At 70.8% G+C, this 21,021-nt stretch carries 17 protein-coding genes and 1 pseudogene; 8 read left to right on the forward strand and 10 right to left on the reverse strand.

The window, feature by feature from the left end:
- Positions 1-166 precede the first annotated feature (166 nt).
- From AAEM63_RS06130 to AAEM63_RS06145, 4 genes are all read right to left on the reverse strand, one after another.
- Complete coding sequence (locus tag AAEM63_RS06130; RefSeq protein WP_341360735.1) at positions 167-1,060, reverse strand: carbohydrate ABC transporter permease; 894 nt, start codon at positions 1,058-1,060, stop codon at positions 167-169.
- Entirely contained in the window at positions 1,060-2,091 is a 1,032-nt protein-coding gene (locus AAEM63_RS06135) for a sugar ABC transporter permease (RefSeq protein ID WP_341360736.1), read from the reverse strand. The genes AAEM63_RS06130 and AAEM63_RS06135 overlap by 1 nt, the downstream gene beginning before the upstream one ends.
- Before the next feature lie 119 nt (positions 2,092-2,210).
- Positions 2,211-3,482, reverse strand: coding sequence for an extracellular solute-binding protein (locus tag AAEM63_RS06140; RefSeq protein ID WP_341360737.1), 1,272 nt, complete (start codon positions 3,480-3,482; stop codon positions 2,211-2,213).
- 13 nt (positions 3,483-3,495) lie between these two features.
- Entirely contained in the window at positions 3,496-4,590 is a 1,095-nt protein-coding gene (locus AAEM63_RS06145; protein ID WP_341360738.1) for a LacI family DNA-binding transcriptional regulator, read from the reverse strand.
- A 159-nt stretch (positions 4,591-4,749) separates the two neighbouring features.
- On the opposite strand from AAEM63_RS06145, the gene AAEM63_RS06150 reads away from it, so the two are divergent.
- The 4 genes and pseudogenes from AAEM63_RS06150 (at position 4,750) to AAEM63_RS06165 (ending at position 10,906) form a co-directional block, all read left to right on the forward strand.
- A complete protein-coding gene (locus tag AAEM63_RS06150; protein ID WP_341360739.1) occupies positions 4,750-6,834 on the forward strand; it encodes a glycogen debranching N-terminal domain-containing protein in 2,085 nt (694 codons plus the stop codon).
- Positions 6,835-7,157: 323 nt separating this feature from the next.
- Positions 7,158-8,389, forward strand: a pseudogene (locus AAEM63_RS06155) (ISL3 family transposase); the annotation flags it as partial.
- A gap of 103 nt (positions 8,390-8,492) precedes the next feature.
- A complete protein-coding gene (locus AAEM63_RS06160) occupies positions 8,493-9,905 on the forward strand; it encodes a cytochrome ubiquinol oxidase subunit I (protein ID WP_341360740.1) in 1,413 nt (470 codons plus the stop codon).
- A gap of 17 nt (positions 9,906-9,922) precedes the next feature.
- The gene (locus AAEM63_RS06165) at positions 9,923-10,906 is read left to right on the forward strand and encodes a cytochrome d ubiquinol oxidase subunit II (RefSeq protein WP_341360741.1); all 984 of its coding nucleotides are present in this window, start codon (positions 9,923-9,925) and stop codon (positions 10,904-10,906) included.
- Between the two features lie 142 nt (positions 10,907-11,048).
- Here the strand turns inward: AAEM63_RS06165 and AAEM63_RS06170 are convergent, their stop codons facing one another.
- A complete protein-coding gene (locus AAEM63_RS06170) occupies positions 11,049-11,867 on the reverse strand; it encodes a cytochrome c oxidase assembly protein (RefSeq protein ID WP_341360742.1) in 819 nt (272 codons plus the stop codon).
- A 23-nt stretch (positions 11,868-11,890) separates the two neighbouring features.
- Positions 11,891-12,379, reverse strand: a complete 489-nt coding sequence (locus AAEM63_RS06175; RefSeq protein ID WP_341360743.1) for a DUF2243 domain-containing protein — start codon at positions 12,377-12,379, stop codon at positions 11,891-11,893.
- Between the two features lie 804 nt (positions 12,380-13,183).
- Between AAEM63_RS06175 and AAEM63_RS06180 the strand changes: the two genes are divergently transcribed.
- The gene (locus tag AAEM63_RS06180; RefSeq protein WP_341360744.1) at positions 13,184-14,626 is read left to right on the forward strand and encodes a nucleobase:cation symporter-2 family protein; all 1,443 of its coding nucleotides are present in this window, start codon (positions 13,184-13,186) and stop codon (positions 14,624-14,626) included.
- 48 nt (positions 14,627-14,674) lie between these two features.
- On the opposite strand, the gene AAEM63_RS06185 is transcribed toward AAEM63_RS06180, so the two are convergent.
- Positions 14,675-15,556 carry a neutral zinc metallopeptidase gene (locus AAEM63_RS06185; protein WP_341360745.1) on the reverse strand — a complete coding sequence of 294 codons (882 nt, stop codon included), beginning with the start codon at positions 15,554-15,556 and terminating at the stop codon, positions 14,675-14,677.
- A gap of 203 nt (positions 15,557-15,759) precedes the next feature.
- Between AAEM63_RS06185 and AAEM63_RS06190 the strand changes: the two genes are divergently transcribed.
- Positions 15,760-16,638 (forward strand): aminoglycoside phosphotransferase family protein, encoded by an 879-nt coding sequence (locus AAEM63_RS06190; RefSeq protein WP_341360746.1) that lies wholly within the window; start codon positions 15,760-15,762, stop codon positions 16,636-16,638.
- Between the two features lie 236 nt (positions 16,639-16,874).
- Positions 16,875-18,488, forward strand: a complete 1,614-nt coding sequence (locus tag AAEM63_RS06195; protein ID WP_341360747.1) for an ABC-F family ATP-binding cassette domain-containing protein — start codon at positions 16,875-16,877, stop codon at positions 18,486-18,488.
- Between the two features lie 34 nt (positions 18,489-18,522).
- On the opposite strand, the gene AAEM63_RS06200 is transcribed toward AAEM63_RS06195, so the two are convergent.
- From AAEM63_RS06200 to AAEM63_RS06210, 3 genes are read right to left on the reverse strand one after another with little or no spacing between them, the layout of a single operon-like run.
- Positions 18,523-19,602, reverse strand: coding sequence for an SURF1 family protein (locus AAEM63_RS06200; RefSeq protein ID WP_341360748.1), 1,080 nt, complete (start codon positions 19,600-19,602; stop codon positions 18,523-18,525).
- Positions 19,599-19,841, reverse strand: coding sequence for a hypothetical protein (locus tag AAEM63_RS06205; protein ID WP_341360749.1), 243 nt, complete (start codon positions 19,839-19,841; stop codon positions 19,599-19,601). The genes AAEM63_RS06200 and AAEM63_RS06205 overlap by 4 nt, the downstream gene beginning before the upstream one ends.
- Complete coding sequence (locus tag AAEM63_RS06210) at positions 19,838-20,182, reverse strand: DUF3099 domain-containing protein (RefSeq protein WP_341360750.1); 345 nt, start codon at positions 20,180-20,182, stop codon at positions 19,838-19,840. Before AAEM63_RS06210 ends, AAEM63_RS06205 begins: the two co-directional genes overlap by 4 nt.
- A 101-nt stretch (positions 20,183-20,283) precedes the next feature.
- Here AAEM63_RS06210 and fabG point away from each other — a divergent pair, with 101 nt between their 5' ends.
- Positions 20,284-21,000, forward strand: coding sequence for a 3-oxoacyl-ACP reductase FabG (fabG, locus tag AAEM63_RS06215; RefSeq protein WP_341360751.1), 717 nt, complete (start codon positions 20,284-20,286; stop codon positions 20,998-21,000).
- Positions 21,001-21,021 lie beyond the last annotated feature (21 nt).

Here is a 21,021-nt window from a genome sequence, read left to right on the forward strand (position 1 = left end):
CCACGGCGGCTCTCCAGCGCCATCTAGCCAGGAACCCGCGATCCGTTTGTCTACGAACTGGCGGAAGTCCGGCCGGAGTCGAGGTGGTGCTGCAGAGGGGTCGCGGTGTTCACGGGGGTTCTCGCGCACGTTAGTTCCCTGGCCCGGAGCTTCGCATGTCAGGAGGTCACTCCTTCACCGCCCCGGACGTGACGTTCATGATCCGCCGCTGGAAGACGAAGAACAGCACCGCGACCGGGATGGTCATGATGGCGGCTGCGCCGAGCTTGAGCGGGAACTGGCTGCCTTGACCAAGCCCACCGGCCGCGAGCTGGGCGACGCCCTTGGTGAGGGTGCGCAGCTCGGGGTCTTGCGCCGCCACGATGAAGTGGGACAGCTCGTTCCAGGACCCCTGGAACGAGAGAATGACGAGCGTGACGAGCGCCGGTGTGGCCATGGGCAGAACGATCGACCAGTAGGTCCGGAACGGACCGGCGCCGTCGATCCGGGCCGCCTCCTCCACGCTCTTCGGGATGGACTCAAAGAAGTTCTTCATGATGAAGATGCCGGCGGCATCTGCCATGAGCGGGATGATCATGCCGGCGAAGGAGTTGTAGATGCCGATCTGGTTGAGCACGAGGAATTTGGGGATGAGCAGCACCACGCCCGGTACGGCCATGACGGCGACCACGCCGGCGAACACCAGGCTCCGGCCGCGGAACTCGAGCCGGGCGAGGGCGTAGCCAGCGAGGGAGTTGATGAACACCCGCCCCAGGGTGACCACGATCGTGACGATCGTGGAGTTGCGGAACCACAGAGGGAAGTCCGAACGGAGAAAAAGCTCCTGGTACGCCGCCGACGACCAGGTCTGCGGGATTAGTCCCAGCGGCTCGGCAACCGCCTCGGACTCGGGCTTGAAGGACGTCGCCACCTGTACGAGGAAGGGGTAGATGTAGATGACGGCGAACGAGACCAGGACGACATATACCGCCACCGTGCCGATGCGGCGCTGTCGACCCGACCTGTCGGCGCGTCGTTCTGCGGCGGCGTACACGGACGATCGAGTGGTATCGGTGCTCATCAGGGCACTCCTGCTCCGGGGGTCGGGGCGCTCTCGCCGCCACGCGGGGTGAAGACCACGCGTTTGCGCCTTGGGGTGTCCCGTTCGCGCAGGATCCACCGCTGGATCGCGGTGAACACGACGATGATCGCGAAGAGGACGAACGCTATCGCGGCGCCCCTGCCCCACTGGTTCTGCTCGAACGACGCCTGGTAGGACAGGTACGCCGGCGTCAGGGTGGTCTTGGCCGGACCGCCCTGGGTGCCGGTGTAGATCTGGTCGAAGACCTGCCAGCACCCGATGAGGCCAAGCGTGATCACCGTGAACAGCGTCGGCCGGAGCATCGGCAGCGTGACGTACCAGAACCGCTGCCAGGCCGTTGCTCCATCCATGACCGCCGCCTCTTCGACATCAGCCGAGATGGCCTGGAGCGCCGCGATGAACAGCAGCATGAAGGTCCCGGAGGTGGTGAACACGGCCATGATGATGAAGACGCTCATCGCGACGCTGGGTCCAGCGAGCCACTGCCACCAGGTGATGCCGAGGAACCCGTTGGCGCCGAGCGCGGCCGGCGCGGAGTCGACGCCGAGGATGCCGAGCAGGATGTGGACCACGCCCCGGGCGTCGGCGAACCAGTTGGGCCCGTTGATGCTGAGATAGCTGAGCGCCTCGTTGACCGCGCCTGAGGCGGAGAACAGGAAGAGGAACAGGACCGTGATGGCGACCGAGCTCGTCACCGACGGGAAGTAGAAGGCCGTCCGAAAGACTCCTCGCCCCTTGAGGATCTTCCGGTTGACCATGACCGCCAGGAAGAGCGACAGGGCGGTCTGGAGGGGCACGACGAGGAAGACGTACCAGGCGTTGTTACGCAGGGCGGTGCCGAAGTCCTGGGTGGCGAGCCCACCGCCGGCGACGAGCTGGCGGTAGTTCTCCGCCCCGACGAAGCTCACCGAGGAGGACAGCGGGCTGCCGCGGCCGGTCCAGTCCGAGACGCTGACCCAGGCGGCCATGAGCACGGGGATGGCGAGGAAGAGCCCGAGGATGATGAGCATGGGTGCGATGAAGAGCCACCCGGCAACAGCCTCGCGGCCCTTGATCCCAGAGCGGCGCCGATTCGCCCGGGGCGGCCGGGTCGCCGTCTCTGGGCGCGGAACGGTGCTGGCGGCGGACATTAGCCCGCGGAGTCCAGCGCGGCCTGCATGTTGGTCTGGACCGAGGCCAACAGACCCTGGACGTCCGCGCTCTCCAGACCCTCGATCTGGCCGTTCATGTCGGCAATGACGTCGGACGTCCCCTGTACGGTCGGCATCCCACCGGCAAAATCGGCGCTGTCGATGAACGCCGCCTGCTCGGGGAACGTGGACCGGAAGTCCTCGGCGGCGGACTCCACCGAGGGCATGACGCCGAATGCCTCGGCGAAGGCCATCTGCTGCTCCGGTGTGGTGAGGTACTCGACGAGCTGCATGGCCTGCTCCTGGTTGTCGCTGTCGGCGGCGATGCCCCAGCAGTTGGTGAACTGCAGTGTCGCCTCGCCAGCCGGGCCGGCCGGTAGCGGGACGATGGTGTAGCTGGCGTCCGGGTAGTCGGCATTCATCGCCCCGATGATCCAGTTGCCCTCGATGGTCATGGCCGCGCGGCCGGAGCCGAAGGCTTCGCCGCCCCACCCAGAGTCGACCTCGGAAGGGAAGGCGAGCACGCCGTCGACGAGCATTTCCTGGACGAAGGTGAGCGCCTCGAGGTTCTCGGGGCTGTCGACGATCGCCGTCGTGCCGTCCTCGGCGATGAGGCCGCCGCCGGCCTGGGCCATGAAGGTGCCCACGCGTTGGTACTCGGGCCCGAAACTCAGACCCACCTGGTCCTCGGTGGTCAGCGCCTCGGCGGCGCTGCGGAGCCCGTCCCAGTCGGTGGGGACGTCGGCGTCGGTGAGGCCCGCCGCCTCCCATGCCGCGGTGTTGATGACCAGGGCCAGGGTGGAGAAGTCCTTGGGCGCGCAGTAAAATTCGCCGTCCACCGTGAAGTTCTCCACCAGCGAGGGGTAGAAGTCGCCGGCGTTGCTCAGCTGGTCGCCGTAGGCGTAGAGGGAACCGTTCGCTACCCAGCCGGCGAGCTGGTCGGTGCTGGCGTAGAAGAGGTCGGGCGGGCTCCCGGCGGCAAAGCCCTGGGCGAGTTCCTGGTTGAGGTCGGCTGCCACCGTGACCGACGCGGGGGTTCCCGACTCTTGCGACCAGGCGTCGACGGCCGCGTTGACGGCGTCGGTCTCGGCGTCGCCGCTGGAGCCGATGAGGACGCTGATCTCCCCGCCGCCGGCGTCCCCGCCGGCGTCACCGGTCGCGGCGTCGGTGGGCTCGTCGTCGAAGCCGGACCCGCCACCGCAGGCAGTCAGGGCGAGGGCACCCCCCGCGACGAGCGTGGTGAGGAATGTAGTGCGTGCTGTACGGCGCATGGTGACTCCTTCGTCAGGTCGGGTTCTGCGGTTGTGTTTGCTGGTCGGGCCGCGGGCTGGTTCTGCGCACGACGAGGGTGGGGTCGAGCAGGACATGGCGCCCGGTGCCCGGTGAGCCGATCCGGCCGAGCTGGTCGAGCAGCAGGAGGAACGCGCGCTTGGCGGCCTCGGTGACCGGCTGGGAGACACTCGTCAGACCGATCGTGCGTGCCACCGGGGTGTCGTCGAAGCCGACGACCGCCACCGCACCGCGCGGCTGCTCAGACTCCCCGGCGGAGTTCTCCCGCAGCGGTGGGATGCTTCGCGTGGCCGCCAGCACGCCGACAGCGAGTGTGTCGCTGACGCAGACGAACGCAGTCGGTGCCGACTCGCGGAGCAGGCGCCGGGCGGCCGCCACGGCCATCTCGATGTCGTCGGGCACACCCACGTCGAGACTGGCGATTTCAGCGGCAGGGATCCCGGCGGCCGTCATCCCTGCCCGCCAGCCGGCACGTCGATCGTCGCCGGTGTCGGAGCCGTCGGGCCAGCCGAGGAACGCGATCCGACGGTGGCCGAGCGCGCGTAGGTGGTCCGTCGCTGCACGGGTGCCGGACGCACCGTCGACGTCGACCCAGGCGTGCCCCCCATCCTTCTCGCCGGCCGGATCCCAGGGCCGTCCGAACGTCACGAACGGGACCCCTCGGAGGGCGAGCCAGCGGGTGCGCGGGTCGTCGTGGTGGGTGGACGTGAGTACGAAGGCGTCGATCTCCACGGTGTCGAGCAGCTCCGAGTATCGGGCGATCTCGAGGTCGTCGTCGGCCGCAGTGAAGAGCAGCACCCGGTAGCCGTGGTCCTGTGCCGTCTGGGTGAGGGCGTGGAGGAACCGGTCCAGGATGTCGCCGTTGATGCCGTCGCTGGGCTGGAGCCGCAGGCCGACGGTGTGCGATCTGCGCGTGCGCAGCTGACGCGCGGCGCCGTGCGGCCGGTAGCCCACCTCGTCGATCACCCGACGTACCCGCTCGATCGTGGTCGGGTGGACGAGGTGGGGGGCGTTGAGCACGTTCGACACCGTCTGCCGCGAGACGGCCGCCTGCCGGGCGACCGACTCAAGCGTGGGACGACTCCGCACCGACGCCTCCTCGCGTTGGCCCCCCACCGCTGGAGGGCTGTCTTCAGGCGCCCGGACCGGCTACTGTGCCGATCATTGGAACGCTCAAACTGTCGGGGATAGCCTGCTGATCCCCGGCACCGATGTCAAGGGATGCGCGCATCCCACGAAGGAGCACCGATGACGCTGCAGCCTCTCCTGCATGATCTCCTCGTCGCCACGATGGCCCCGGCCCAGGCGTGGTCGGCCCCGGACGGCCAGGTCCGCCCGGCGGGAGCACAGGGGTTCTACGAGGGCGACGTGCGGGTCCTCTCCCGCGCAGAGGTCATGGTCGCCGGGGCCGAGCCGGAGACGATCTCCGCCGGGCCCGCCGGCCCGGGAGCGGTCGAGGTGATCGCACTCCTCCGCGCCGTGGACGGACCCGGTGCCGATCCGACGGTCCGGCTGCGCCGCCGTCGGGAGGTCAGTCCCGGGCAGGTGGTGGAGCACCTCGAGGTCGCCTCCGCCACCGCGGCGGCGGTGCGGGTGCCACTGACGGTGACACTCGGCGCCGATCTGGCGCAAATGGACCGCATCAAGGCCGGCGAGTCACCTGCGCCGCTGCCAGCCGTGACCGACGGGAAGTCCGTCTCGTGGTCGGCCGAAGGCACCGACGTCGTGGTGCGCGCGGACGGGGCGAAGGTGGACCTGTCCGACCCGGCGGCGCCGCGGCTGCTGTGGGTGCTGGACGTCCCACCGGGCGCCAACCGCTCCGTCACATGGGCAGTCACCACCACACAGCCCGACTCCCCCATGCTCCCCGGACCAGGCGTTGCCACGTGGTCCACGCCCACCGTCCGGTGCGACGACAGGCGTCTGAGCGCCCTGATCGCTCGTGGGCTGGAGGACCTCGAGACCTTGCGCATGAGGGCGCGGTTCGCGCCCGACGACGTCTTCGTCGCGGCCGGCGCCCCTTGGTTCTTCACGCTCTTCGGCCGGGACTCGCTGTGGGCCGCCCGCATGATGCTTCCGCTGGGGACGGAGCTCGCGGCAGGCACCCTCCGCGCACTCGCCGCCCGGCAGGGCACTGTGGTCGATCCCGAGACGGCGGAGCAGCCGGGGAAGATCCTCCACGAGGTGCGCGGCGCAGAGCTCGACCTCGGCGGCGGCTCAGTCCTGCCCCCGGTGTACTACGGAACGATCGACGCCACGCCGCTGTGGGTGTGCCTGCTCCACGACGCGTGGCGCTGGGGCATGCCCACGGACGAGGTCGAGGCCCTCCTGCCCAATCTCGAAGCCGCCCTGGCGTGGATTGCCGACCACGGCGACTCTGACGGGGACGGCTTCCTGGAGTACCTCGACCAGACCGGCCGCGGCCTCGCCAACCAGGGGTGGAAGGACTCCGGCGACTCGGTACAGTGGCGCGACGGCACCCTGGCCCGCGGCCCCATCGCCCTCTGCGAAGTGCAGGCATACGCCCACGAGGCCGCCGTCTCCGGCGCCGCCCTGCTGGAGGCGTTCGGCCGCCCGGGCCCCGACCGGTGGCGAGGCTGGGCCGAGGCGATGCGCCGGCGGTTCCGCGGTGCCTTCTGGGTGGACGACGACCACGGCGGCTACCCCGCCATCGCGCTCGACGCCGACAAGCGGCCCGTCGACACCCTGACGAGCAACATCGGCCACCTCCTCGGCACCGGGCTGCTCACGAAGGAGGACGAGGTGCAGGTCGCCCGACGCCTCACCGACCTCGACTCCGGGTACGGGCTGCGCACTATGGCGACGACGTCTGCCGGGTACTGGCCGCTGCGGTACCACGGCGGCTCGGTCTGGACCCACGACACGGCCATCGCCGTCGCAGGCCTCGTGCGGGCTGGACACCCTGACGTCGCCGCCTCCTTGGCAGAGGGGCTGCTGGCCGCCTCGGCCGACGCCGGGTCACGGCTGCCCGAGCTCTACTCGGGCGACGCCCGGGGCACCGTGCCTGCGATGGTTCCCTACCCGGCGGCGTGCCGCCCGCAGGCCTGGTCGGCGGCGTCGGCGGTTGTGCTCCTCGGCGCCTTCCTGGGCCTGGAGCCCGATGTCCCGGCCGGGCGGCTGGGCGTCCGACCCGTCGTACCTGCGCCGTTCGGCGCCCTGGAGGTGCGGGGGCTGCAGGTCGCCGGCAGGGAGTTGACGGTCGCCGTCGATGCCGGAGGCCACGTCGTCACCGCGGAGACGTTGGCGCCGGTGCGGGTGGAGCCAGGCTCACCGTCTGGCCCGGATCCGCGAGCAGGGCTTGGCGGGTCCTGACGAGCAGACGCCCTTGGCGTTGGAACGGTGGAACGTTGGAACGGTGAGGCTTGAAAAATCTCGACCGTCCGGGTAAGGGGCATTTGTTTCATGGCTACGGCATGCAGGCGGCAAGGGAGGGCACCAACCGGCGGCAACGGCCCCGCCCGCACATCCGGGCCCGGCTTCGCCTCGTGTCGCGTGCCATGCATCGGACCGGTGTCGCCGGCTCTCTGGCTCTTCGCAGCAGGGTGTAGAGGGGAAGCGGGCGCGTCGGTCGCCGGATAGGGGTCGAGGCCTTCCGATGATGGGAGTTCTCACGCTGCCCATCCGAAGGACCTCGAGTGTCTGACGCTACCCTCGCTCGCCCTGAGCTGACCACGGTCGCCCGCCTCGACGAGCTCAGCCTCGATGTCGGCCAACGCCTCGAGCCCGATCGTGCAATCCTGGCCTGCCGGGTCGTGGAGCATGACAGCTGGTGCCGGCGGTGCGCGTGCGAATGCAGCCGCGGGACACCGTCACCCGGCGGCCGGCGCACGAGCCGCTCGGGTGGCGTCCCATGACGCTGGAGATCACTGTGCGCCGCTACTGGTGTACCCGGTGCGGGCACCTGTGCCGCCCGGACACCACCGCCGCGGCTGAGCCGCGGGCGAGGCTCTCGGGCCGGGGCCTAGTCTGGGCGCTGGAGGTCATCGTGTGCCAGCACCTGACCGTCGCCCGCGTCGCCGAATGACTCGGGGGTGTCGTGCAACACCGCCACGCGGCGGTCCTGGCCGAAGGCCGCCACATCTTGATCGAGGACTCTGCCCGGTTCGACGGCGTCACGGTCGTGGGGGTCGACGAGCACGCCTGGCGGCACACCCGCCGCGGCGAGAAGTACGTCACCGTCATCAACGACCTCACCCCGATCCGGGAAGGGACCGGGTCCTCGCGGTTGCTGGACATGGTCGAGGGCCGCTCCAAGCAGGCGTGCAAGCCGTGGCTGAGCGAGCGCCCGCAGGAATGGCGCGACGGCGTCGAGAGGTCGCTATGGACGATTTCACCGGGTTCAAGACCGCGACCGCCGAGAAACTGACCCACGCCGTGACCGTGATGGACCCCTTCCACGTCCTGCGATTTGCCGGCCATGCACTGGACCACTGGCACAAGGGCGACCCGCTCTACACCGCCCGCCGAACCCCGCACACCCTCGCCGACCTGCTCACCGGCAGACAGCAGGACCGACCGAGCAGGCTCTTCGCCACCGACGCCCACGTCGAGGTCGAGACCACCTGTGCCATCTACCAGCGGATGATCACCGCCTACCACGAACCCGACAAGACCCGATGCCGACACACCATGCAACACCTGCTGATCGACTCGCTCAGCCACGGCGTCCCCGGCGTCGCTGACAGAGGTCGTCACGCTCCGCCGCACCCTCCAGAAGCGGGCCGCCGACGTCCTGGCCTACTTCGACAGACCCGGCACCGGCAACAGACCGACAGAGGCGATCAACGCACCTCTCGAGCACCTACGCGGCTCCGCCATCGGCTTCCGCAACCTCACAAACTACATCGCCATATCAAAGCTGGAGACCCGCTCCTGTCGGTCCCCCTGTGTCCGCGTCGTGACCACTGTTCCGTTTCTGGTAGCGGGTGGCTCATCGGGCCCGCCGGCGCGGCCAGCCGTATGGTGCCTTCATGACGTACGACCTTGTGACGCTTGTCACGACTGCTGGAGACCCCGCTGGGCTGCTCCCGGCGCGGCAGCAGATGGCGCTGTCACTCGGATGGCACATCATCTTGGCGTCGTTCGGGGTGGGGTTCCCGGCCATGATCTTCGTCGCGCACTGGCGCGGTCTTGTCCGCAAGAACCCGGTGGCGCTGGGCCTGGCTCAACGGTGGGCGAAGGCTTCCGCGGTCCTGTTCGCCATCGGCGCGGTCTCCGGGACGGTGCTGAGCTTCGAGATGGGGCTGCTCTGGCCTGGTCTGATGGGTCGGTTCGGGGACGTGCTGGGCCTGGCGTTCGCGCTCGAGGGGCTGTCGTTCTTCGTCGAGGCCATCTTCCTCGGGATCTACTTGTACGGGTGGGGGCGCATGTCGCCCCGGTTGCATCTGTTCATGGTGGTGCCGATGGCGATCGCCGGTGTAGTAGGCACATTCTGCGTGATCTCGGTCAACGCATGGATGAATGCGCCCGCCGGCTTTCGTATCGTCAACGGTGAGGTCACCGACGTGGACCCCTGGGCGGCGATGTTCAACGACATCGCCGTGCCGCAGTTCCTGCACATGTGGCTTGCGGCCTACATGGTGGTGGGTTTCACCATCGCGGGCGTGTACGCGGTGGGGATGCTGCGGGACCGGCGCGACCAGCACCACCGGCTCGGCTTGATGATCCCGTTCGTCTTCGCCAGTGTCGCCGCTGTCATCCAGCCCGTGGCGGGGCATGTTCTCGGCAGTGACCTGGCCGATCGCCAGCCCGCCAAGCTGGCCGCCTTCGAGCTGGCCACCACCACGGAGAGTCCCTCGCCGCTGCGAGTCGGGGGCGTACTGATCGACGGCGAGGTGTACGGGGCGCTTGAGATTCCGATGCTCGGGTCGCTCATTGCACGTGGCTCGTTCACCGAGCCAGTGCCTGGGCTGGACACCATCCCGGTCGAGAATCAGCCACCGGTCAACCTTGTGCACTGGGCGTTCCAGACGATGGTCGGCATCGGTACGCTGCTCGCCCTGGCGGTGGTCGTCTACTGGGTTTTGCGCTGGCGCCGCCGCGATCTCCTTGAGCATGCGTGGTTCCTACGGTTCGTGGCCGTCACCGGTCCGCTGGCCGTCATCGCGGTCGAGTCCGGATGGGTCGCCACCGAGGTGGGCCGGCAGCCGTGGACGGTCTACGGCATTTTGCGCACCGTTGACGCCGCCGGTGCCAACTCTTACGGGCTGTGGTGGCTACTGGGCACGACCGCGGTCGTCTACACCGGGATGACGATCGGTGCGGTGGTCGTGCTGCGGTCGATGGCCCGGCGGTGGCGCGCGGGGGAACATGATTTGCCGAGCCCGTATGCCCCGCGAGCCCGGCTAGAGCACCAGGACGGTCCCCACGGCGGTGCGTCATGACGACGCTAGCTGTCGCGGTGGCCGCTGCCATGTTCGTCGGCCTGACGGCGTACGCGGTGCTCGGCGGCGCGGACTTCGGATCCGGCTTCTACGACCTCACCGCGGGCGATGCGGCGCGCGGTGCCGAGCTGCGGACCCAGGTCGACCACAGCATCGGCCCCGTCTGGGAAGCGAACCATGTCTGGCTGATCTACGTGCTGGTCATGTGGTGGACGGGCTTTCCCACCGCGTTTGCCGCCGCGATGACCACCTTGTTCGTGCCGCTGCTGCTCGCGCTGTTTGGCATCGTGCTGCGCGGCGCCAGCTTCGCCTTTCGCAAGTACTCCGCGACCCTGGCACAGGCCCGTTTCCATGGCGCACTGTTCGCCGCCTCGTCGCTGGTGGCCCCGTTCTTCCTCGGCACCGTGGCGGGGGCGATCGCCTCCGGGCGCGTCCCCGCTCAGGGCGGGGGTGACCCCTGGTCGTCCTGGCTGAACCCCACCTCCCTGCTCGTCGGTGTCCTCACCGTCGCGTCCTGTGCCTTCCTCGCCGGGACGTTCCTCACCGCCGACGCGGCACGGTCCGGTCGTGAGGACCTCGCCGCAAGCCTGCGTCGGCGCACCGTTGTGGTCGGTGCGGTCACCGGTGTGCTGGCACTCGGTGTACTCGTCCCGATCGGATACGACGCGCCGACCCTCGCCGAGGGGCTGACGACACGTGCGGCACCCCTGATCGCCACGTCCATCGTTGGTGGTATCGGCGCCCTGGTGCTACTGGTGCGCCGCCGCCACACCGCGGCCCGAGCGGGCGCGGTCGTGGCCGTCGTATCCGTCATCGTCGGATGGGGCGTCGCGCAGTACCCCTGGATGCTCGTCGACGAGCTCACGATCACCGCGGCCGCCGGCGCGCCCGCGACCCTGCGTGCGCTCCTGCTCGTCGCCGCGCTGGCCGCAGTCATCGTGCTGCCACCGCTGGTGTACCTGCTGCGCCTGACGCAGAGCGAGTCCTGGACCCAGCACTGAATCCGCGGCAATCCACAAGGGCCACTCCCAAGCCTTTTCACGCGTTCGCACCGGTCCCAAGTCACTGGCCCGTGGGCGGTGACATCTCGCAGCGCGAGTGGTGCATGGCTCATGACGCAGGTCGCCAGGAGGACAAAGGAGACTAGGCCGGCGCGGTGACGGCATCGTGAACGTTGGCGACGCCCCTGTGCCTCGACCGAGCGTGGTACCAGGTGGCGAAGAAGGTTACGGCGAGGGCGATCTCGGCGAGGTCTCCGCCGTAGTACATGACCTGTGCCGCCTGCTCCATCTCGGCGGCCGCGTGGCCGCCGCCCGGGGGCAGCGCGGACGCTCTGGCATACAGCATCTTGGCGAGATAGGCGTGCGAGGCCGCTGTGAGGACGAGCGCAACGAGACGCGCACGCGGGCCGGGGCGGTGGGGTGCCGGGTCGGGCCCGACGATCGCCCAGGTGAAGAGGGTGCCGGCAAGTACGAAATGTATGTTGATCACCCAGTGGAGCAGCGCGCTGTGCATGCTCGCGGCGTACAGACCGGTTAGGTAAAGGACGTACAGGCCGCCCATGTCGATCACACCGGCGACCATGGGGTGGGACGTGACACGAACTGGAAAACTGTCGAGCACGGTTGCGATTCGCCGCCGATTCTTCGTGGACGAGGCGCCCAGCAGCAGGGTCACCGGTGCCGCCAGCACCAGGCCCAGCGGGGCATACATGCCCAGCAGCAGGTGCTGGACCATGTGGCCGCGCGCATCGGTGTGAACCAGGTCGGTCATCAACGGCGAGACCCCGGACGCCAGCAGGACCACGCCGGCCACCCAGGCGCCCGTGCGCCACCCGCTCCACCGACGGCCCATCGCCCGGCGCCGGCGCGCCACCATGCCCAGGTAGCCGCCGATGAGTACCACCGTGAGAACAACGGGAAGAAGCCACCCGATGCCCTCCGCAACGAGCGCGTCCCGCATCGGGTTGTGCAGATGAGCGCTGTTCATCCCCGCGACGCCGTCGCCGGTGCCGTGGCCTCGTCCCGGCTGCGCAGCGCCAGCACGACGCCGGTCAGCAGGAGCACGAGACCAGCGGAGTTCCATGCCACGTCGTAAGGCAGCAGATCCACGCCGTAGCGGACCTGGTGCAGACCCAGCACCTTGTGGTCGACGAGCCCGTCGAACAGCTGGAAGCCACCCAGGCCGAGGAACGTCCCTGCCCACGCAGACCTCGGCGCGAGCGCCCGCCGCCGCCGCAGGTCCGCGAACCAGAAGAACCCACCGACGATGAGGACCAGCTCCCCCGCGTGCAGGAGTCCGTCGGACATCAACGCGACCGCGCTGGTGGACTGGTCGTAGAAGTGGTGCCAGGCCAGGATCTGATGAAAGACGATCTCGTCGATGGCCGCCATCAGCCCGACCCCGATCATCGCCGCCGCGAGGATCGATGACCGGCGCGCATTCGTTCCCGGGTCGGGGGACGGACTCGTCACGGAAACCTCCAGGGCGGCTCTGGGCACTTGTCCAACAACATCAAACCGCGTCCGGACATCACCCGCACCCACACGCGAACCATCCGGCCCCGCGGTCAGGTGCTTCCTGAGCCGGGGCGGCGCGGCTCTCGCCACCGCTGCTCGAGTCCTCCCTCGATTGCCCGTCGCCGGTGTGATCGGCGAAACGGTTGAATAACAAAGGAGCCGGCGTGCAACCGGGCTTGTCGTGAAGAGAAGGGCGGGCGGGCTCCCTCGATGGTGGCAAGCTGGTGTTGCACCACTCGAAATCTCCTACGTGAGAGGCAGACCAGCGCCATCGCGGTTGTCGGCAACGCTCGAAACCGAGGCGGATCCGACGGGGCTCGGTAGAGTGATGGTGGTGGGTGCGCTACCCATCCGAGATCACGACGATACCGTCGGGGTCTCGCCACCTCCGCTTCGCCGGGGGAGAGCGCATACGGCCCTGTTCCCCCATGGTTCCCCCACAGCGTCCAAGCTCAGAGCGAAACCCCAGGCCAGGACAGGTTCGGACAGTTCAACGTCTGAGAGCCGCGCCGGCCTCCCGCGTCGTCGGTCGCGTCCCTGACGGGGCGACGACCCGGGGCGGGCCGCCGCGTCGCCGGCCAGCCGTGGCCTCGGCCCGGCACCCCACGGGGTGCCGGGCCGTCGTCGTCCCCGGGTGCTTCCGGGACGCGGAAGAAGTTCCGTGATCTGGAAAAACCTGTCCAAACCTCCTTCCGTAAGGACGGTCCGTGCCCTAGCGTGTGCCGAACGTCACCACGACGGACTCACCCAGGAGGTCATGTGTCCAGCCCCGTCACTGCATCGGCCAAGCACCCGGTCGACGAGATCCCGCGGATCGACCGGCTCTTCCCGCTCGGGCTCCAGCACGTGCTGGCCATGTACGCCGGCGCCGTCGCGGTCCCCCTCATCGTCGGCGGGGCGCTCGGCTACTCCTCCGCCGACATCGCCTTCCTCATCAGCGCCGACCTCTTCGTGGCCGGCGTCGCCACCTTGGTCCAGTCGATCGGGTTCTGGCGGTTCGGCGTCCGGCTGCCCCTCATGCAGGGCGTGACGTTCGCGGCGGTCGGGCCGATGATCGCCATCGGCAACCAGTACGACATCACGGCGATCTTCGGGGCCACGATCGCCTGCGGGCTGTTCATGATCGCGCTGGCGCCCGTCTTCTCCTCGGTCCTGCGGTTCTTCCCACCGCTCGTGACCGGCACGGTCATCATGATCATCGGGCTGTCGCTCATGGGCGTGGCCGCGGGCTGGATCACCAACAACGAGGAGTCGGCGCAGCCGCGGGACCTCGCCTTCGCCGCCGGCACGCTGGTCCTCATCATCCTGCTCGAGAAGTTCGCGCCGCCGGCCCTCGCCCGGGTCTCGGTGCTCCTGGGCCTGGTCGTGGGCACGATCGTGGCGGTCCCGTTCGGCATGGTCGACTGGACCGGCGTGAGCGAGGCCGGCTGGTTCGCCGTCATCACGCCGTTGCACTTCGGGTTCCCGACCTTCCCGATCGCCGCCGTCATCTCGATGCTCGTGGTCGGTCTGGTGATCATGACCGAGACGACCGGCGACATGCTCGCGGTCGGGGAGATCGTCGACCGGCCGGTCACCAAGCGCCAGCTCGGCGACGGGCTGCGGGCCGACGGCCTGTCCACCATGCTCGGCGGGTTCTTCAACACCTTCCCGTACACGGCGTTCGCGCAGAACGTCGGGCTGGTGAGCCTGACGCAGGTGAAGTCCCGCTGGGTGACCGCCATGTCCGGCGTCATCCTCATCGCCCTGGGGCTGGTGCCCAAGGTGGCGGCCGTCGTCGAGGGCGTGCCGCGCGCCGTGCTCGGAGGGGCGGGCATCGCCCTGTTCGGCATGGTCGTCGCGGCGGGCGTGCGGACGCTGGTCAAGGTCCACTTCACCAACACGAACGTTCTCGTGGTGGCGATCGCGGTGGGCATCGCCCTGCTGCCGACCGTCCAGCCCGAGATCTACGCGAACTTCCCGAGCTGGTTCCAGCTCATCTTCGACTCCGGCATCAGCGCGGGCGCCCTGGCCGCGATCCTGCTGAACCTGCTGCTGAACCGGGAGCAGATGAACGACGACCACGTGGCCGCCGGGCACCACGCCCGGTCCATCCCCAAGAGCCTCAGCCGACCCGACGAGGTGCGCCGGGCGGAGGCGGCCCGGGAGGCTGGCCGGGCCGACCGCGAGGTGCTCGGCGACCGGGGCGACCCGGACCGCTGAGCCGTGGGCGCCCGGCCGTGGCGGCCGGGCGCCTGCACCGTCGGCCGCCTACAGCGACTCGGTGGCGAAGGTGTCGCACGCGGCCATGGACCCCTGCTCGTAGCCGGTCACGAACCAGCGCTGGCGCTGCTCGGCCGAGCCGTGGGTCCAGGTGTGCGGGTCGACCTCCTGACCCGCGCCCTCCTGGATGCGGTCGTCGCCGACGGCGGCCGCGGCGTCGAGAGCGTCGTTGACCTGGTCCCGCGTGGGGGGTTCGAGGAACGTCGCTCCGGAGTCGGGGTCGACGACGGTGGCCGCCTGGCCGACCCACATGCCGGCGTAGCAGTCCGCCTGCAGCTCCAGGCGCACCCCGTCGGACTCCGGGCCGGTGCCCTGGCGGTCGATCGTCGACATCGTGCCCTGCTGGTTCTGGATGTGGTGGCCCCACTCGTGGGCGACGATGTACATCTGGGCGAGCGGGGCGTTCTCGGCGCCGAGCTGGGACTCGAGCTGGTCGAAGAACCCCATGTCGAGGAAGACCGAGGCGTCCGGCGGGCAGTAGAACGGCCCGACGGCGGAGGTGGCGTTGCCGCAGCCGGTGGAGACCGAGTTCTCGAACAGCTCGAAGCCTGGCATCTCGTACTCGATGTCCGCCTGCTCGGGCAGCGCGGTGACCCAGTACTGGTCGAGCGCGTCCGCGGTGTAGATCATGCGGCAGTCGGTGAACTCGTTGGCGTCCTCGCCGCTCTGGCAGTGCGAGAAGTCCTGCGTCCCCTCCTCCTGGGTCTGCTCGCCGCCCCCGCCACCGAGGACGCCGGAGAGGTCCACGCCGGTGAACATGTAGATGAGCAGCGCCACGAGCCCGAGCCCGCCGCCCACGGCCGCGCCCTTGCCGCCGCGGGAGCTGCGCACGCGTCCGGTGTCGGCCCGGACGTCCTTGTTGAAGGTCATGGGCACAAACTAGTTCCACCGTCCTCACGCGGCATGGCGAGGGAGGTTCACAGCCCGGCACGGCCCGATCACTGCCCGGTGCGGCCCGCTTCGCCCTGTTTCGCGGTGCCCGGCTGGTGCCGGTCGAGGGCGGCGCGGGGACGGCGTCGTGGGCTCGGCTGTGCGCCGCGACCGGTTGCACTCCCATGAGGGAGGATCGGACGATGGTGCGCACACCTCCGGCCGAGGTCGGTGTCGACGCCGACCTGGTGCGCCGGCTCCTCACCGACCAGCACCCCGACCTCGCGGGGCTGCCGGTGCGGGCGGCGGTCAGCGGCTGGGACAACGTCGTGCACCGGCTGGGCGACCGGCTGGCGGTGCGCACGCCCCGCCGTCGAGCGGCCGCAGCGCTCGTCCGCCACGAGCAGCGGTGGCTGCCGGGACTGGCGTCCGGGCTGCCGGTCCGGGTGCCCGTCCCGCTGCGCACCGGCACCCCGACCACGTACTACCCGTGGCACTGGTCGGTGGTGCCGTGGTTCCCCGGCACCTCGGCGCTGACGCTCCCGCCGGTGCGGCGGGACGCCCTGGCGCCGGCGTTCGCCGACTTCCTCCTCGCCCTGCACCGGCCCGCGCCGTCCGGTGCGCCGCACAACCCGTTCCGGGGCGTCCCGCTCGCGGAGCGCGACGCCGTGGTGCGCGAACGGCTCGCGGGAGCCGACGTCCGGCTGCTCGCCGTGTGGGACCGAGCCCTCGCGGCACCGGCGTGGGACGGTCCGGCGGTGTGGCTGCACGGCGACCCCCACCCCGCCAACCTCGTGGTCGCCGGCGGACGGCTCGCCGCCGTCGTCGACTTCGGCGACCTCACCGCCGGTGACCCCGCGACCGACCTCGCGGCCGCCTGGCTGGTGTTCGGCCGGGCCGGCCGTCGGGTGATGCGCTCCCGGCTTGGCCCCTCCCGTGACACCTGGGCCCGCGCGGCCGGCTGGGCCCTGGCGATCGGCTCCGCCCTCGTCACCGCGTCCGACGACGCCCCCGCGATGCGGGCGGTGGGGGACGCCACGCTCTCGGCGCTCGCCCGCGACGGTGGGGCCGACGACGTCTGAGGGCCGCGACCCGGCGCTGAGGGCCGCGATCCGGCGCTGAGGGCCGCGATCCGGCGCTGAGGGCTGCGACCCGGCGCTGCGGCCGCACCCTGGGGACCGGCCGTCACGGGCCGGGGTGACGGATCTCCCCTCCGCGGCCCCGGTGGCCCGCCGTACACTGGGGAGGCGCACGTCCGCGAGGGAGTCCCGCCCGCGGCCACACCCCCCACCTTCTGCAGCGACCGAGGTATGCCCCTGTGATCACCGCCCACGACCTGACGATGCGCATCGGCGCCCGTGAGCTCCTGCACGAGGCGAACTTCCGGATCGACTCCGGGATGCGGATCGGCCTCGTGGGTCGCAACGGCGCCGGCAAGACCACCCTCACCAAGCTGCTGGCCAGCGAGGCCGCCACCTCCGGCGTCGTCCAGCACACGGGTCAGATCGTCCGCAGCGGCGACATCGGCTACCTCCCCCAGGACCCCCGCACCGGTGACATGGACGTCCTCGCCCGCGACCGCGTGCTCTCCGCCCGCGGGCTGGACGACCTCGTCCGGCGGATCCGCCGGGCCGAGCACGCGATGGCCACCTCCGAGGGTGAGGCCCAGACCAAGGCGATGGAGAAGTACGTCCGCCTCGACGCCGAGTTCGCCGCCCAGGGCGGCTGGGCCGCCGAGTCCGACGCCGCGCGCATCACCTCCAACCTCGGTCTGCCCACCCGGGTGCTCGAGCAGCCGCTGCACACCCTCTCCGGTGGCCAGCGGCGCCGCGTCGAGCTCGCCCGGATCCTGTTCTCCGGCGTCCAGACCCTGCTGCTCGACGAGCCCACGAACCACCTCGACCACGACTCGATCGTCTGGCTGCGCGAGTACCTGCGCACCTACTCGGGCGGGTTCGTCGTCATCAGCCACGACGTCGAGCTGCTTCGCGAGACCGTCAACCACGTCTTCTACCTCGACGCCAACCGCGGCGTGCTCGACGTGTACAACATGGGCTGGGACGCCTACGTCAAGCAGCGCGAGGCCGACGAGCGCCGTCGGCACCGCGAGCGGGCCAACGCCGAGAAGAAGGCCGGCGCCCTCATGGCCCAGGCCGACAAGATGCGGGCCAAGGCCACCAAGACCGTCGCCGCCCAGAACATGGCCCGCCGCGCCGAGCGGCTCCTGTCCGGCCTGGAGGAGACCCGCCGCGCCGACCGGGTGGCGCACCTGCGCTTCCCCGACCCCGCCCCCTGCGGGAAGACCCCGCTGACCGCGGAGGGGCTGAGCAAGTCCTACGGCTCGCTGGAGGTCTTCACCGATGTCGACCTCGCGATCGACCGGGGCTCCAAGGTCGTCGTCCTGGGCCTGAACGGGGCCGGCAAGACCACCCTGCTGCGCATCCTCGGCGGGGTCGAGGAGGCCGACACCGGTGAGGTGGTTCCCGGGCACGGTCTCAAGATCGGGTACTACGCGCAGGAGCACGAGACCCTCGACGTCGAGCGGACCGTCGTGGAGAACCTGCGCTCGGCGGCGCCCGACCTCGACGACACCGGCGTGCGGAGCGTGCTGGGCTCGTTCCTCTTCTCCGGCGACGACGCGGACAAGCCGGCGAAGGTCCTCAGCGGTGGCGAGAAGACCCGGTTGGCCCTGGCCGTCCTGGTCGTCTCCTCCGCGAACGTCCTCCTCCTCGACGAGCCGACGAACAACCTCGACCCCGCCAGCCGCGAGGAGATCCTCGGTGCGCTGCGGGCCTTCACCGGCGCCGTCGTCCTCGTCACCCACGACGAGGGCGCGGTCCAGGCGCTCAACCCCGAGCGGGTGCTCCTGCTGCCCGACGCCGACGAGGACCTGTGGAGCGAGAGCTACCTGGAGCTCGTGACGCTGGCCTGACGGTCGGCGCGTCGCGACGTCCGGGTCAGGCCGGTCAGCCTCCGGGCCGGCCGGCGCGTGGAGCGGCCCGCCCGCCGGCGTCCGTGCCGGCGGCTTGGTCGACGGCGCTCGTTGCCGGTGCGTCGTCGACCCGCCCGGCCGGCGCGTCGCTGACCCGTGGCGCCGCCGGAGCGTCGACGGATCTCGTCGCCGGTGCGTCGATGACCCGCGCCGCCGGTCCGCCGTCGACCGCGCGTCCGGGCGGGAGGGCCGGTCGGCGCAGCGCCGTGAGGACCTCCAGGTCCTCCTCGAGCTCGGCCCGTCCGACCGTGCGCACAGGACCGTGGCCCGAGCGCTCGGCCGCCTCGCGCCGGGCGAGCACGACGGGCGCCGCGAGGGCGCCGAGAGCGAAGAGCGCCCACTGGATCGTGTACGACAGGTTCATGCCGTAGTTGAAGGCCGGGCGCGGATAGCTGCCGAGGGCGACCTCGCCGACGGGACGCTCCTCGGCGGCGACGACGTACCCCTCGAGCGGCTCGACACCGACGGCCTCGGGCGGCGAGCCCGCGGCCGCGAGCACGGTCGTCGGGTCGAGGCTGTAGACCTGTCCCTCGGCCGCGGCCCGGTCCTGCGCCGTCTCGGCCAGCCGCAGCCGCGCGACGAGCTCGACCGTCCCGTCCGGGGACGCCGGCGCGGCGTCGGCGTCGGCGGTGGGCAGCCAGCCGCGGTCGACGACGACCAGCAGCTCCTCGCCACCCACGTCGGCGAGGAAGGGGGCGACGACGTGCACGGCGGCGGTGCCGTCGACGGGACGGTTGCGCAGGAGGACCGGCTCGCCGACGTACCGACCGGTGAGGAGCACCGGGCGCCACTGCGACCCGGCGTCGACGACGGGACCGGCAAGGGTCCGACCGATCGGCACCGGCTCGGCGTCGTGGACGGCGTCGACCTGCGCGGCCTGCGCCGAGCGGTCCTCGTAGCGACCCCACTGCCACGCACCCAGGAGAACGCACACCAGCGAGACGAGGACCATCGTGGTGATGAGCCGCACCCACCGCGGCGCGGTGAGGAACGCGTAGCGCCCCTCGGCGACCGGCGCGGGCGGCTCCGCCCGGTCCGGACCTGACCGGCTCACCCGTGGGACTCGTCGAGGTCGGCGACGGCGATGACGTCCCGCAGGAAGCTGCGCTGGTCGAGGAAGCCCCGCAGGCCCTCGAGGTGGTCCTCGCAGGCGAGCCAGACCTTGCGCCGGCCCGGCGTGTGCAGGCGCGGGTTGTTCCAGAGCAGCGCGTGCACCGCGTCGGCGCCGCAGCCCTTGGCGCTGCAGCGCAGCTCCTCGACCTCGACGTAGGGCAGGGCGGCGTCGGGGCTCATCGCAGGTACTCCGTGAAGGGGTCGTAGGGGAGCGGGCGGGCGGGCCCGATGCCCAGCTGTCCCGGGTCACCCGGCCCGCCGGGCAGGAGGTTCGCGGACGGCTCCGGCTTCTCCCGGCCGGCGTTGGCCACGAGGACGGCCAGCAGGGGCAGCAGGACCGCACCGACGAGGCACAGCCACTTCCACGGACCGGGCACCACGAAGAGCAGGAGGATGCAGCCGGTCCGGATGCCCATGGAGACGAGGTAGCGGATGGTGCGGTCGTGGACGTCCTCGGCAAGGGCGCGGCGCACCGAGGTGATCGCCTGGACCTGCGACCCGGAGTCGCGCCGCCTCCTCACCCATACAGGTTACGCCGCCGCCCCGCGGACGGCCTTCGCCGGTCCCGGCGGGCGTCGGCTACGGTTTCCTCGCAGCGACCGAGCGATGAACGGGAGACGACGTGGGCGAGCAGACGGCACGCAGCGTGCTGGTGACCGGCGCGAACCGGGGCATCGGCCGCGCCATCGCCGAGCGGTTCGTCGCCGCCGGGGACCGGGTCGCCACGATCTACCGCTCCGGCGATTTGCCCGACGGGGTCCTCGGCGTCGTCGGTGACGTGCGGGACACCGCCTCGGTCGACGCCGCCTTCACCCAGGTGGAGGAGGCGCACGGCCCGGTCGAGGTCGTCGTCGCCAACGCCGGCGTCACCCGCGACCAGCTCCTCATGCGCATGAGCGACGAGGACTTCGAGACGGTCATCGACACCAACCTCGCCGGCGCGTTCCGCGTGGCCCGGCGGGCGAGCAAGGGCATGATCCGGGCGCGCCGCGGGCGCATCGTCCTCATCTCCTCCGTCGTGGCGCTCTACGGCGGGCCGGGTCAGGTCAACTACGCCGCCTCCAAGGCGGGCCTCGTCGGGATCGCCCGCTCCATCACCCGCGAGCTCGGCGGCCGGGGGATCACCGCCAACGTCGTGGCACCCGGCTTCATCGACACCGCCATGACCCAGGCCCTGCCGGAGAAGCAGCAGCAGGCCTATCTCGGCGCGATCCCCGCGGGCCGTTTCGGAGGCGTCGACGACGTCGCGGCAGCGGTGGAGTTCCTCGCCGGCGACGGCGCGGCCTACATCTCCGGCGCGGTGATCCCCGTCGACGGCGGCCTCGGCATGGGGCACTGACCGAGCCTTCCACCCGCGGCC

The organism is Georgenia sp. M64, from assembly GCF_038049925.1.
GTDB lineage: Bacteria > Actinomycetota > Actinomycetes > Actinomycetales > Actinomycetaceae > Georgenia.